13 protein-coding genes are annotated in these 11,699 nt (G+C 68.7%); 4 read left to right on the forward strand and 9 right to left on the reverse strand.

Annotation, left to right across the window (positions count from 1 at the left end; all coding sequences use genetic code 11):
• From A5701_RS10030 to fadD3, 3 genes are all read right to left on the reverse strand, one after another.
• Positions 1-676 (reverse strand): acyl-CoA dehydrogenase family protein (locus tag A5701_RS10030; RefSeq protein ID WP_067751974.1); only part of this gene is annotated, 676 nt, incomplete at its 3' end.
• Positions 673-1,818 carry an acyl-CoA dehydrogenase family protein gene (locus A5701_RS10035; protein ID WP_067751977.1) on the reverse strand — a complete coding sequence of 382 codons (1,146 nt, stop codon included), beginning with the start codon at positions 1,816-1,818 and terminating at the stop codon, positions 673-675. The genes A5701_RS10035 and A5701_RS10030, both read right to left, overlap by 4 nt.
• A complete protein-coding gene (fadD3, locus tag A5701_RS10040; protein WP_067751980.1) occupies positions 1,819-3,363 on the reverse strand; it encodes a 3-((3aS,4S,7aS)-7a-methyl-1,5-dioxo-octahydro-1H-inden-4-yl)propanoate--CoA ligase FadD3 in 1,545 nt (514 codons plus the stop codon).
• Between the two features lie 105 nt (positions 3,364-3,468).
• Here fadD3 and ipdE1 point away from each other — a divergent pair, with 105 nt between their 5' ends.
• Genes ipdE1 through fadA6 form a run of 4 tightly spaced genes read left to right on the forward strand, consistent with a single transcriptional unit; the run spans position 3,469 to position 7,225 of the window.
• Positions 3,469-4,629, forward strand: a complete 1,161-nt coding sequence (gene ipdE1 / locus A5701_RS10045) for an acyl-CoA dehydrogenase IpdE1 (protein WP_067751983.1) — start codon at positions 3,469-3,471, stop codon at positions 4,627-4,629.
• Positions 4,626-5,414, forward strand: a complete 789-nt coding sequence (gene ipdF / locus A5701_RS10050; protein ID WP_067751986.1) for a (5R,7aS)-5-hydroxy-7a-methyl-1-oxo-2,3,5,6,7,7a-hexahydro-1H-indene-carboxyl-CoA reductase — start codon at positions 4,626-4,628, stop codon at positions 5,412-5,414. The genes ipdE1 and ipdF overlap by 4 nt, the downstream gene beginning before the upstream one ends.
• A gap of 44 nt (positions 5,415-5,458) precedes the next feature.
• Positions 5,459-6,061, forward strand: a complete 603-nt coding sequence (kstR2, locus tag A5701_RS10055; RefSeq protein WP_067751989.1) for a TetR family transcriptional regulator KstR2 — start codon at positions 5,459-5,461, stop codon at positions 6,059-6,061.
• 3 nt (positions 6,062-6,064) lie between these two features.
• On the forward strand, positions 6,065-7,225 hold the full coding sequence (gene fadA6 / locus A5701_RS10060) for a steroid 3-ketoacyl-CoA thiolase FadA6 (protein WP_067751992.1): 1,161 nt from the start codon (positions 6,065-6,067) through the stop codon (positions 7,223-7,225).
• 39 nt (positions 7,226-7,264) lie between these two features.
• On the opposite strand, the gene A5701_RS10065 is transcribed toward fadA6, so the two are convergent.
• From A5701_RS10065 to ipdA, 6 genes are all read right to left on the reverse strand, one after another.
• A complete protein-coding gene (locus A5701_RS10065; RefSeq protein WP_067751994.1) occupies positions 7,265-8,005 on the reverse strand; it encodes a hypothetical protein in 741 nt (246 codons plus the stop codon).
• Positions 8,002-8,649 carry a SatD family protein gene (locus tag A5701_RS10070; RefSeq protein ID WP_067751996.1) on the reverse strand — a complete coding sequence of 216 codons (648 nt, stop codon included), beginning with the start codon at positions 8,647-8,649 and terminating at the stop codon, positions 8,002-8,004. Before A5701_RS10070 ends, A5701_RS10065 begins: the two co-directional genes overlap by 4 nt.
• A gap of 73 nt (positions 8,650-8,722) precedes the next feature.
• Positions 8,723-9,145 (reverse strand): nitroreductase family deazaflavin-dependent oxidoreductase, encoded by a 423-nt coding sequence (locus A5701_RS10075; RefSeq protein ID WP_082950384.1) that lies wholly within the window; start codon positions 9,143-9,145, stop codon positions 8,723-8,725.
• 41 nt (positions 9,146-9,186) lie between these two features.
• The gene (gene ipdC, locus A5701_RS10080; RefSeq protein ID WP_067751998.1) at positions 9,187-10,266 is read right to left on the reverse strand and encodes a (3aS,4S,5R,7aS)-5-hydroxy-7a-methyl-1-oxo-octahydro-1H-indene-4-carboxyl-CoA dehydrogenase; all 1,080 of its coding nucleotides are present in this window, start codon (positions 10,264-10,266) and stop codon (positions 9,187-9,189) included.
• Positions 10,263-11,006 carry a cholesterol ring-cleaving hydrolase subunit IpdB gene (gene ipdB, locus A5701_RS10085; protein ID WP_067752001.1) on the reverse strand — a complete coding sequence of 248 codons (744 nt, stop codon included), beginning with the start codon at positions 11,004-11,006 and terminating at the stop codon, positions 10,263-10,265. The genes ipdC and ipdB overlap by 4 nt, the downstream gene beginning before the upstream one ends.
• A partial coding sequence (gene ipdA, locus A5701_RS10090) for a cholesterol ring-cleaving hydrolase subunit IpdA (protein ID WP_067752004.1) occupies positions 11,003-11,699 on the reverse strand: 697 nt, incomplete at its 5' end. The genes ipdB and ipdA, both read right to left, overlap by 4 nt.

Raw genomic sequence — 11,699 nt, forward strand, 5'->3', positions numbered from 1 at the left:
CGGCGAGCTTGTGCTTGATCGCCTGATAGGAACCGATCACCCGGCCGAACTGGGCGCGCTGCTTGGCGTAGTCGACGGTGTCCCGCAGCAGCGCCTCGGCGGCGCCGACCAGCTGCGCGGCGGTGGCCAGCGCGCCGAACTCGAAGGCGCGCCGGACCTCCGCCTGCCAGGATTGGCCGGTGGCGGTCACGTCGTAGACGGGCCGGCTCGGATCGACCGACTCGTGCCGGTCGCCGGGCGCGGCCTCGCTCACACCGTCGTCGGTAGCCAGCAGCACCAGCCCGGCCGAGTCGGCGTCCACCGCGCGCGGCGCATGCGGTGGCAACGCGACCGTGGCTACCAGCTCGCCGGAGGCCAGCGCCGCGCACCGCTCGTCCGAGGCGAGCAAAACCGGTGCCACGGCGATGGATTCGGCCACCGGCCCCGGCACGCACCAGCGTCCCAGGCGTTCCAGCGCGACCACCAGGTCGACCGGGTGCGCCTCGATGCCGTCGAACTTCTCCGGAACCGCCAGCGCGGTGACGCCCAGTTCGGCCAGCCGCTCCCACACCTTGCGGCCGGGCGCGGTGTCGCCGGCGGACCAGGCACGGATCGCGCCGGGCAGGTCGCCCGCGCCGAGCGCGGCGTCGATGCTGGCCGCGAAGTCGCGCTGTTGCTCGTCTAGCGCGAATTTCATTTCGTGCCCCCGGACTTCTCGCGGGGCAGGCCCAACAGCCGCTCCGAGATGATGTTGCGCTGAATCTCGTTGGTGCCGGCGTAGATCGGGCCGCCCAGGGCGAACAGCAGGCCATCCGTCCAGCTGCCGGCGAGCTCGCCGTCGGCGGCGAGGATGTCCAGCGCGGTCTGATGCAGGTCAACATCGAGGTCGGACCAGAACACCTTGGTCACCGACGATTCGGCGCCCAGCTCACCGCCGTCGGCCAGCCGCGTCACCGTGGCGAAGGTCTGCAGCCGGTAGGCCTGCGCCTTGATCCAGCCGTCGGCCACCCGGTCTGCGAACCCGGGGGGCGAGCCGCTGTCCTGCCACAGTCGCACCAGCCGCTCGGCGGTCGCCAGGAATCGCGCCGGGCTGCGCAGCGACATGCCCCGCTCGTTGCTCGAGGTGCTCATCGCCGCCCGCCAACCCTCGTTCGGGGTGCCGATCACGTCGTGGTCGGGGACGAACACGTCGTCGAGGAAGATCTCGCCGAACCCGGTATCGCCGCCCAGCTGCACGATGGGCCGCACGGTGACGCCCTTCGCCTTCAGGTCGAACATGAAGTACGTCAGGCCGTTGTGCCGCTCGGCTTCCGGGTCCGACCGGAACAGCCCGAAGCCCATCTCGGCGAACGGCGCGCGCGAACTCCAGATCTTCTGCCCGTTGAGCAGCCAGCCGCCGTCGGTCTTGGTCGCGGTGGATCGCAGCGAGGCCAGGTCGCTGCCGGACTCCGGCTCCGACCACGCCTGCGCCCAGATCTGTTCGCCGCTGGCCATTTTCGGCAGGATTCGGTCCAGCTGCTCGGAAGTGCCGTGCGCGAACAGCGTGGGCGCCAGCATCGAGGTGCCGTTGGCGCTGGCCCGGCCCGGGGCGCCGGCGCGGAAGTACTCCTCCTCGAACACCACCCAATGCAACAGCGGCGCATCGCGGCCGCCGTATTTCTTCGGCCAGGTGATCACCGACAGCCCGGCATCGAACAGCACCCGGTCCCAGTGCCGGTGCTGCGCGAAACCTTCGGCGTTGTCGTAGGACTTCGTCGGGATCGACTCGGCGTTGGCGGACAAGAACTCACGGACCTCGGCCGCAAACGCCTGGGTCTCCTCGTCTAATTCCAGATCCATTCAGGCCAGCTCTCGCAGTTGGGGTTTGACCACCTTGCCGCCCGGATTGCGCGGCAACGCGTCGACGAACCGCACCGAACGCGGTGCCTTGAAGTTCGCCAAATGTTCACGGGTGTAAGCGATCACGGATTGTTCGTCGAGGTCGGCGCCGGGCCGGGTCACCACGAAGGCCCGGCCGACCTCGCCGAGGCGCTCGTCGGGGACGCCGATCACCGCGGCGTCGGCGATCCCCGTCATCCGGGCGAGCACCTGCTCGACCTCGGCGGGGTACACGTTGAAGCCGCCGCAGATGTACATGTCCTTGAGCCGGTCGGTGATGCGCAAATTGCCTGCCGCGTCGACGGCGCCGATGTCACCGGTGTGCAGCCAACCGTCGGCGTCGATGGCCGCCGCCGTGGCGTCCGGGTCATCGAGGTAGCCCAGCATCACGTTCGGCCCGCGCAGCAGCACCTCACCCGCTTCGCCGGGAGCGCTTGAGTCGATACGCAATTCGAAGTCGGCGAACGGGCGCCCGCAGGTGGTGGCGACGGTGACGGCGTCGTCGTCGGCGCGGCACATCGTGCCCATCCCGTTGGCCTCGGTGAGGCCGTACGCCGTCAGCACGATGTCGATGTCGAGTTCGGATTGCATGCGCTCCACCAGCACGACGGGCACGGTGGCCGCCCCTGTCACCGCGAACCGCAGCGAACTCAGGTCGTAGTCCCCGCGCTGCGGATGGTCCAGCAGGGTCTGGTAAATGGTGGGCGGTCCCGGCAACACGGTGATGCGGTGCCGCTCGATCGCCTGCAGCGCGCGCAGTGGGTCGAACGTCAGGTGCGGGATCAGCGTCGCGCCGGTCTGCAGACAGGCCAGGATGCCCGCCTTGTAGCCGAAGTTGTGGAAGAACGGGTTGATGCACAGGTAGCGGTCGTCGCTGGTGATCTTGCCGTTGGCCGCCCACGACGCCGATGCCGACAACGACTGCCGGTGCGCGCACAGCACCCCTTTGCTGCGGCCGGTGGTGCCCGAGGTGAACAGGATGTCGCTGACGTCCTCGGGCGTGACGGCGGCGGCGCGGGTGGCGACAGACTCGAGGTCGGTGCCCTGCGTGACGAAGTCGTCCCACGTCCCTGAAACGGGATCGTCGGCCTCGACCGGAATCCGGACGACGTGCCGCAGCGCGGGCAAGGCATCCCGATCCAGATCGGCGACGCGATCGTGGCCCAGGAACGTGCCCATCCCGAACAGCACGGGCGCCGCGGTGCGGGCCAGGATGTCGGCGGCTTCCTCGGCGGTATAACGGGTGTTCAGCGGCACCATCGCCGCGCCGGCGTGGTGGACGGCCAGGCAGGCGACCACCCAGTGCCAGGTGTTGGGCGACCAGATGGCCACCCGGTCGCCCGACCGCACGCCGAGGGCGATCAACGCGGCGGCCGCCCGGCGAACCTCGTCGCGCAGGGCCGCGGCCGTGAACGAACGCTCGTCGGTGATCAACGCGTCGTGGTCGGGAAACCGACTCGCAAAACGGTCCAGCGCCGCGGGAATCGTGCGGACATCGCCGGTCATCGAGACTGCTCCTACCTGGATTGCCCGGTTCCTCCCACGCCGCTGCGCGGCGCGCATCGTCACCGAGCCGACAAAGCAAGTGCTTGGTAGGTTAGCCTACAGGGCATGCAGGACGTCGAGGAGTTCCGGGCGGAGGTTCGCCGATGGCTCGCCGACAATCTGGTCGGCGAATTCGCAGCTCTCAAGGGTCTTGGCGGACCGGGGCGCGAACATGAGGCGTTCGAGGAGCGCCGGGCATGGAACCAGCATCTCGCCAAGGCCGGTCTCACCTGCCTGGGCTGGCCCGTCGAGCACGGCGGCCGCGGGCTGTCGACCGCGCACCGGGTGGCGTTCTATGAGGAGTACGCGAAAGCCGACGCGCCGGACAAGGTCAACCACTTCGGCGAGGAGCTGCTCGGCCCGACGCTGATCGCCTTCGGGACGCCCGAGCAGCAGCAGCGGTTCCTGCCCAAGATCCTCGACGTCACCGAGCTGTGGTGCCAGGGCTATTCCGAACCTGGCGCCGGCAGCGACCTGGCCAACGTGTCCACCACCGCCGAGCTGGACGGCGACCAGTGGGTGATCAACGGCCAGAAGGTGTGGACCTCGTTGGCGCACTGGGCGCAGTGGTGTTTCGTGGTCGCCCGCACGGAGAAGGGGTCCAAGCGGCACGCCGGGCTTTCCTACCTGCTGGTGCCGTTGGATCAGCCCGGGGTGCAGGTGCGCCCGATCATCCAGCTCACCGGTGACTCGGAGTTCAACGAGGTCTTCTTCGACGACGCCCGCACCGACGCCAACCTGGTGGTCGGCCAGCCCGGCGACGGCTGGCGGGTCGCGATGGGCACGCTGACCTTCGAGCGCGGGGTGTCGACGCTTGGGCAGCAGATCCGCTACGCCCGTGAGCTTTCCAACCTCGCCGACCTGGCGCGTCGCAACGGCGCCGCCGACGACCCCTTCATCCGCGAGCGGCTGACCCGCGCGTGGACCGGGTTGCGCGCGATGCGCAGCTACGCGTTGGCCACCATGGACGTCGAAGGAGGCGGCCAGGCCGCCGGGAAAGATAACGTGTCGAAGTTGTTGTGGGCCAATTGGCATCGCGCGCTGGGGGAGCTGGCGATGGACGTGATCGGCAAGCCGGGGCTGACCCTGTCCGACGGTGAATTCGACGAATGGCAGCGACTGTTCCTGTTCACCCGCGCGGACACCATCTACGGCGGATCCAACGAGATCCAGCGCAACATCATCGCCGAGCGCGTGCTCGGCCTGCCCCGGGAGGTAAAGGGATGAGCCTGTCCGAAGCTCCGAAAGAGGTTGCCGGGCATGGGCTTTTGCAGGGCAAGGTCGTCGTCGTCACCGCGGCGGCGGGCACCGGCATCGGCGCGGCGACCGCGAAGCGGGCGCTGGCCGAGGGTGCCGACGTCGTGGTGTCCGACCACCACGAGCGCCGGCTGGGGGAGACCGTCGAGGAGCTGTCCGCGCTGGGCCTGGGCCGGGTCGAGAGCGTGCTGTGCGACGTGACGTCCACCGCGCAGGTGGACGCGCTGATCGCGTCGACAACGGCCCGGATGGGCCGGCTCGACGTGCTGGTCAACAACGCCGGGCTGGGCGGTCAGACCCCGGTGGTGGACATGACCGACGACGAGTGGGACCGCGTCCTGGACGTCACCCTGTCGTCGGTGTTCCGGGCCACCCGGGCGGCGCTGCGCTACTTCCGCGAGGCCGCGCACGGGGGCGTGATCGTCAACAACGCAAGCGTCTTGGGCTGGCGGGCACAGCACTCGCAGTCGCACTACGCGGCCGCTAAGGCGGGGGTGATGGCCTTGACCCGTTGCAGCGCAATCGAAGCGGTCGAATACGGGGTGCGGATCAACGCGGTGTCGCCGAGCATCGCCCGGCACAAGTTCCTCGACAAGACCACCTCGGCCGACCTGCTGGACCGGCTGTCCGCGGGCGAAGCGTTCGGGCGGGCCGCCGAGCCGTGGGAGGTGGCCGCCACCATCGCGTTCCTGGCCAGCGACTACTCCAGCTACCTCACCGGCGAGGTCATCTCGGTGTCCAGTCAGCATCCGTGATCGGATCGCTGGCCAAGCAAGCGCTTGGTTGATATCCTGGCCGGGTGGATCGAGTTGCCGGTCAGGCGAACAGCCGCCGCGACGAGTTGTTGGACCTCGCCGCGACGATGTTCGCCGAGCGCGGCCTGCGTGCCACCACCGTGCGCGACATCGCCGACAGCGCCGGGATCCTGTCCGGCAGCCTCTATCACCACTTCTCCTCCAAAGAGGAGATGGTCGACGAGCTGCTGCGCAGCTTCCTGGACTGGTTGTTCGCCCGCTACCGCGAGATCGTGGACAGCGAGGCCAACCCGCTCGAGCGGCTCAAGGGGCTGTTCATGGCGTCGTTCGAGGCCATCGAGCATCGGCACGCGCAGGTCGTCATCTATCAGGACGAAGCCCAACGGTTGTTGTCGCAACCCCGGTTCTCCTACATCGAGGACATGAACCGGCAGCAACGCAAGATGTGGGTCGAGGTGATCAACCAGGGCATCGACGAGGGCTACTTCCAGACCGACCTCAACGTCGACCTCGTCTACCGTTTCATTCGTGACACCACCTGGGTGTCGGTGCGCTGGTATCAGCCCGGCGGACCGCTGACCGCGAACCAGGTTGGCGAGCAATATCTCGCCATCGTTCTTGGCGGAATTACCAAGGAAGGGAACTGAACTATGGCTGAGGCGTACGTCATTGACGCTGTGCGCACCGCGGTTGGCAAGCGGGGCGGCTCGCTGTCCGGCATACATCCCGTCGACCTCGGCGCGCTCGGATGGCGCGGACTGCTCGACCGGGTCGACGTCGACCCCGCCGCCGTCGAGGACGTGATCGCCGGCTGCGTCGACGCCATCGGCGCGCAGGCGGGCAACATCGCCCGGCTCTCGTGGCTGGCCGCGGGCTATCCCGAGGAGGTGCCCGGCGTCACCGTGGACCGGCAGTGCGGCTCCAGCCAGCAGGCGATTTCCTTTGGCGCACAGGCGATCATGGCCGGCACCGCGGACCTCATCGTGGCCGGCGGCGTGCAGAACATGAGCCAGATCCCGATCTCGTCGGCGATGACGGTCGGCGAGCAGTTCGGGTTCACCTCGCCGACCAACGAATCCAAGCAGTGGCTGCACCGCTACGGCGACCAGGAGATCTCGCAGTTCCGCGGCTCGGAGCTGATCGCCGAGAAGTGGAACCTGTCGCGCGAGGAGATGGAGCGCTACGCGCTGACCAGCCACGAGCGCGCGTTCGCCGCGATCCGCGCCGGTCACTTCGACAACGAAATCATCACCGTCGAAACGGAATCCGGGCCGTTCCGGGTGGACGAGGGTCCGCGCGAGTCGTCGCTGGAGAAGATGGCCGGCCTCAAGACCCTCGTCGAGGGCGGCCGGTTGACGGCGGCGATGGCCAGCCAGATCTCCGACGGAGCGAGCGCGGTGCTGCTGGCCTCCGAGCAGGCGGTCAAGGACCACAACCTGACGCCGCGGGCCCGCATCCACCACATCAGCGCCCGCGCCGCCGACCCGGTGTTCATGCTGACCGGTCCGATCCCGGCCACCCGCTACGCGCTGGAAAAGACCGGGCTGTCCATCGACGACATCGACACCGTCGAGATCAACGAGGCGTTCGCTCCGGTGGTTCTGGCCTGGCTCAAGGAGATCAAGGCCGACCCCGAGAAAGTCAACCCCAACGGCGGTGCGATCGCGCTCGGTCACCCACTGGGCGCCACCGGCGCCAAGCTGTTCGCCACCATGCTCAACGAACTCGAGCGCGTCGGCGGCCGCTATGGCCTGCAGACGATGTGCGAGGGCGGGGGCACCGCGAACGTCACCATCATCGAGCGGCTGTAAACCATTGCGCCGAGCCGGTATTCGGCGCGGTGTTCGACATTACGGGGTCGCCAGCACCAGGCCGATCCCGCCGAGGGCCAACAGCCAACTGGTGAAGCTGCCGACCAAGAAGTACTCGGTCACCTCGTCGATCCCGACGTCGCCGTTGCGGCCTTGCTGGGCGTTCAACTCCGGGAACCGGATGATGCCCTTGGCGGCGACGACCGCGCTGGCGGCGGCCACCTGCCCGCCGACACCCAGGCTCAAGATCAGTAGCCGTTCCATCGGGCCCAACAGCCGCCCGCCCTTGAGCTTGTCCGATGGTTGCGGTTCGCCGACCGGCCGTACCGCTCCCACGGAACCGAGCACCAGGCGCACGAGCTGGTTCGCGGTCGCGAATTGCACCAGCACCACGCCGACAACCATGAGCAGCCGAGTGGGCGTGACATGGCCGAGCGGCAAGTGCACCCAGCTCACCCACCGCGCGATGCCGCCGTTGACCGTCGACGACCATCCGGACAGCAACGTCAACAGCGCCAGCGTTGCGGCGAACACCGCCAGCGGCGCGCCCTGGTGGCCGCCGCTACGTTCGCTGCGCGCGCAGAGCCCTTCCCATGCGACGACCGACGCGGCGGCCAGGACGAGCAGCGGGATGTCGCCGGCATGCCACAGGGCGCCCAGCACCAAGAACACCGCCACCGCGGCGGGTCCGACCGCCAGCGAGACCCACATCGGGCGGAACGCCCGCCGACACAGGTCGGCGATGCCGAGCGCCGTGAGCAGGACGGCGACGGCGCTCACGGCAGACCCCGCAGGTAGTGGCTGGCAAGGACGATGAGATCCAAACCGTCACGGCTCGAGCGCTGCGAGACCGCCGACGGGCTGATCCCCTCGGCGGCCGCGAGGTCCCTTTTGGTCCGGCCGGCCATCAATCCCCTCACAATCCGCAACGATCTCTCATCGAGCGATCCAAGCAGATGGTCCCGACAAATCAGGGCGGCGTTGACCGCGGCGACGTCGGTGCGCGTCTCCGCGGCCGCCCGAAATGTCGTGCGCACCAGCGAGAAGCCGGGCTGCCGCTGCGCCTCCGCCGTCTGCTGGATGGCCTCCCTCGCGGCCCACCACCCGGGCCCGTCCTGGATTCCCGCGTCGGCGTCGAGGACGGTCACCGCGCCCCATCCGAGCCCGAAGCGGACGTCGACCTCGGGCGCAAGTAACAGCCGCACGGTCAACGCCGCATCGATTGCACCGCCCAGGGCGGGGTAGCTGCCCTGGAACTCATCCCCCACGGTGAAGGACGGCGGGTCGATGGCGCCGTTCGCGACCTGGCCCAGCGCGGAGGCGACACGTCGATGCAGGGCCGGCCGGTCGCCGGCACGCCGGGACCCCACCACGTCGCCGATCAGCGTCGCCCGCATTGAAGGTATAGTCTTCACCCTAGCCATATGAAGATTATAGCTTCATTTCACCGATATTCAGATCATAGCTTAACCCGCGCGCGTACGGTCGAGGCGCCGTTCAGTTCGCCGGCTGGTCTTTGACCCTGAGGTAACCCGCTATGCCGACCCGTTCGAAGGTGCGGCGGCGGGAAGCCGATAGCAGGGGGAGGGCGTCCGCCGCGTCGATGATCTCGGGGTGCACCACCGGATATGTCTCGCCCTGGGACGCGATGGTCGCGCGTCCCGCGGCGCGCACGTTTTGCAGCCAATCCACGTCTGTGCCGTAGGGCAGCGGTATGACGAAGCCGTCGTCGATGCGCTCGGCGACGACCGGTGTGGTGTACGCCTTGCCCGACCGCCGTCCGGTGTGCTCTATCGCCGCTGCATACCAGTTCTTGCGGCCGGCCAGCCGCAGCATGAGCGGGTTGAGCAGGTATCTGTTGGAGGTTCGGACCGCGTTCAAGAGCGGGGTCGGCCAGGTTTCCGGTGCCAGCGTCATCATCCCTCCAGGGTGACGTGGCGTCGCGGCCGCGGCCAGGGTCTTTAGTCGCCCGCTTCGACGAGCGCAGACGCCGCCTTCAGGTGTGCGATCGCGTCGCGCACAACCGAGTCGATCAGCTCGGCGCATGACGGCAGGTCCTCCAGGATGCCGGCCACCTGTCCGGAGGCGAGCACCCCGGCGTCGGTGTTGCCTTCGACCAGGCCGGCCTTCAGCAGCATCGGGGTGTTGGCCGCCATCACCACCTGGGACCAGGTCAGCTCCTTGCCGTGGCGCATCGCCAGGCCGTCGCGGATCATCGACCGCCAGGTCATCTGCGACATGTGTTTGAACTTTGCCGCGTTGCGCACGGCCGCGGTGAGACCCCTTACCGGTGAACCGCTTTCGAGCCTCTCGACCAGGCCGGTGCGCAGCACGCGGTGCGGCATGCCGTCGACGCGCGTGGTGACCACCGTGCCGTCGAGCGCCGCCTCCAGGTAGCGCCGCTTGACCTCGTCGGGCACCGTCGAGTCCGAGGTCAGCAGGAAGCGCGTGCCCATCGCCACGCCGGCCGCCCCGTAGCTCAGCGCGGCCGCGAGCCCGCGCCCGTCGAAGAAGCCCCCCGCGGCGATCACGGGGATCCCGGTGCCCTGCACGGCATCCAGCACCGACGGCAGCAGCAGCGTCGTGGCCACGGGCCCGGTGTGTCCACCACCCTCGCCGCCCTGCACGATCATCGCGTCGGCGCCCCAGGCCGCCACCTTTTTAGCGTGCTTGGCGGCACCGATCGACGGAATCACCACCGCGCCCGCCTCTTTCAGCCGGGCGATCAGCTCCTGCTTGGGCGCCAGGGCGAAGGACGCCACCTTCACGCCCTCGCGGATCATCAGATCGACGCGGTCGCCGGCGTCCGCGGCGTCGGCGCGGATGTTCACCCCGAACGGCTTGTCGGTGGCGGCCTTGACCTTGCCGATGGCCGTCGCCAATTCGTCCAGCGTCATGGTGGCCGAGGCCAGGATGCCCAGCCCGCCCGCGTTGGCCGTGGCGGCCACCAGTCGCGCGCCGGCCACCCAGCCCATTCCGGTTTGCACCACCGGGTGCTCGACACCGACCAGCTCGGTCAGCGGCGTACGCAGCCTGTTCAACGTATCTCCCTGTCGCGCAGCGACTTCGGATCGATGACCTCGCGGATCAGCCGGAGTTCCTCGTCGGTCGGCTGCCTGGTCTCTTCCGCCTCGTCCACGCCGTGCACCTCGAACGACGTGGCCTCGCGGACGTCGTCGGGCGAGACCCCGGGATGCAGGGACACCGCGCGCATGGTGTGGTCCGGACCGCCGAAGTCGAACACCCCCAGGTTGGACACGACGCGGTGGGTGTTGGCGAAGCGGAACGCCGGGTTGTCCGGATCCACCTTGTCCCAGCCGATGCCGCAGATCACGTCGACCGCCTCGCAGAACACCCGCTTCGAATGGTTGCCCACCCAGTAACTGGTCGCGTGGTTGATCGCGTTGCCGGGCGCTCCCCGCAGGCCGAACATCTGGCGGGTCGGGTGTTGCAGCGGGCCGAACGCCGAGATGTTCTGATTGCCAAAGCGGTCAACCTGATTGGCGCCCATCACCACGTGCCGCCGGCCCCAGGCCAGTGTCTCGAACACCCGGCCGAACGGCATCCAGCCCTCGACGGGTCCGGTCTTGCCCAGGGCCGGGGTGTCCGCCAGCAGTTGCGCCTCGCCGTCGGTCAGCAGGATGTCCGGTGAAAAAGTCAATCGCGCCAGCCGCGCCCCGACCGAGGCCATGTTCGTCATCGGGCTGACCATGATTTCGCCCGAGTTCCTGAATAGCTCGGCGCACGCGACCGCGCACACCTCGGCGCGGGTGGTGCTCATTTGGCCGCCTCCTCTGCGAATGCGCGGACCGCCGCCTGGTAATCGTCCTCGCTGCCCGACAGGTAGGTCTGGACGAACTTCTGCCAGCCCTCTTCGGTCGAGGCGGCCTCGGCGTAATGCCGCTGGAATTTCTCGTCGCGACCGTAATCCGGTGCCGCGGTGGTGAAGTGTGCGCCGCCGGGGGCCTCCACGACGGAGTCGACCATCATCCGATTCACCAGCAGGGCCTGGGGGGGAACGGCTTTGACCAGCTCCTCGGTGGAGACGACGCGCTCCACCGACAGGAAGCGCTTGTCGGCGGCCATCAGGAAGAGGTCGTCGAAGTACGGATCGATCCCCGTGTAGGCCGCATTGCCGCGGCTGTCACCGAGATTGAGGTGCACGAAGGCCGCGTCCAGGCGCAGCGCCGGCATGGCGATCAGCGTCTCGTGCCCGCCCTCCGGCGCGGGGTACGGGCTGGTCACGGTCTGCAGCTCGCCCTCCCAAAAGTCGGGGACCGAGCTGCCCAGCCCGGCCCGAATCGGCAGGAACGGCAGGCGTTGCGAGGCGGCTTGCAGGCCGCAGCGCAGCATGCCCTCGTCCATTTCCCGGGCCTCGATCGCGCCGCTGGTGCGGGCCTTGGCGAACCAGGGGTCGTAGAACGGCGGGGAATCCAGGGAGACGAACCCGTAGTAGACGCGCTTGACCTTGCCG

Origin of the sequence: Mycobacterium sp. E3305, assembly GCF_001666785.1 — a bacterium.
GTDB lineage: Bacteria > Actinomycetota > Actinomycetes > Mycobacteriales > Mycobacteriaceae > Mycobacterium.

What these genes read in the sequence shown, in the direction of transcription:
- A5701_RS10035 (WP_067751977.1), bottom strand. Translation starts at nt 1,818, where the DNA reads ATGGATCTGGAATTAGACGAGGAGACCCAGGCGTTTGCGGCCGAGGTC.
- fadD3 (WP_067751980.1), bottom strand. Translation starts at nt 3,363, where the DNA reads ATGACCGGCGATGTCCGCACGATTCCCGCGGCGCTGGACCGTTTTGCG.
- ipdE1 (WP_067751983.1), top strand. Translation starts at nt 3,469, where the DNA reads ATGCAGGACGTCGAGGAGTTCCGGGCGGAGGTTCGCCGATGGCTCGCC.
- ipdF (WP_067751986.1), top strand. Translation starts at nt 4,626, where the DNA reads ATGAGCCTGTCCGAAGCTCCGAAAGAGGTTGCCGGGCATGGGCTTTTG.
- fadA6 (WP_067751992.1), top strand. Translation starts at nt 6,065, where the DNA reads ATGGCTGAGGCGTACGTCATTGACGCTGTGCGCACCGCGGTTGGCAAG.
- A5701_RS10070 (WP_067751996.1), bottom strand. Translation starts at nt 8,649, where the DNA reads ATGGCTAGGGTGAAGACTATACCTTCAATGCGGGCGACGCTGATCGGC.
- A5701_RS10075 (WP_082950384.1), bottom strand. Translation starts at nt 9,145, where the DNA reads ATGATGACGCTGGCACCGGAAACCTGGCCGACCCCGCTCTTGAACGCG.
- ipdB (WP_067752001.1), bottom strand. Translation starts at nt 11,006, where the DNA reads ATGAGCACCACCCGCGCCGAGGTGTGCGCGGTCGCGTGCGCCGAGCTA.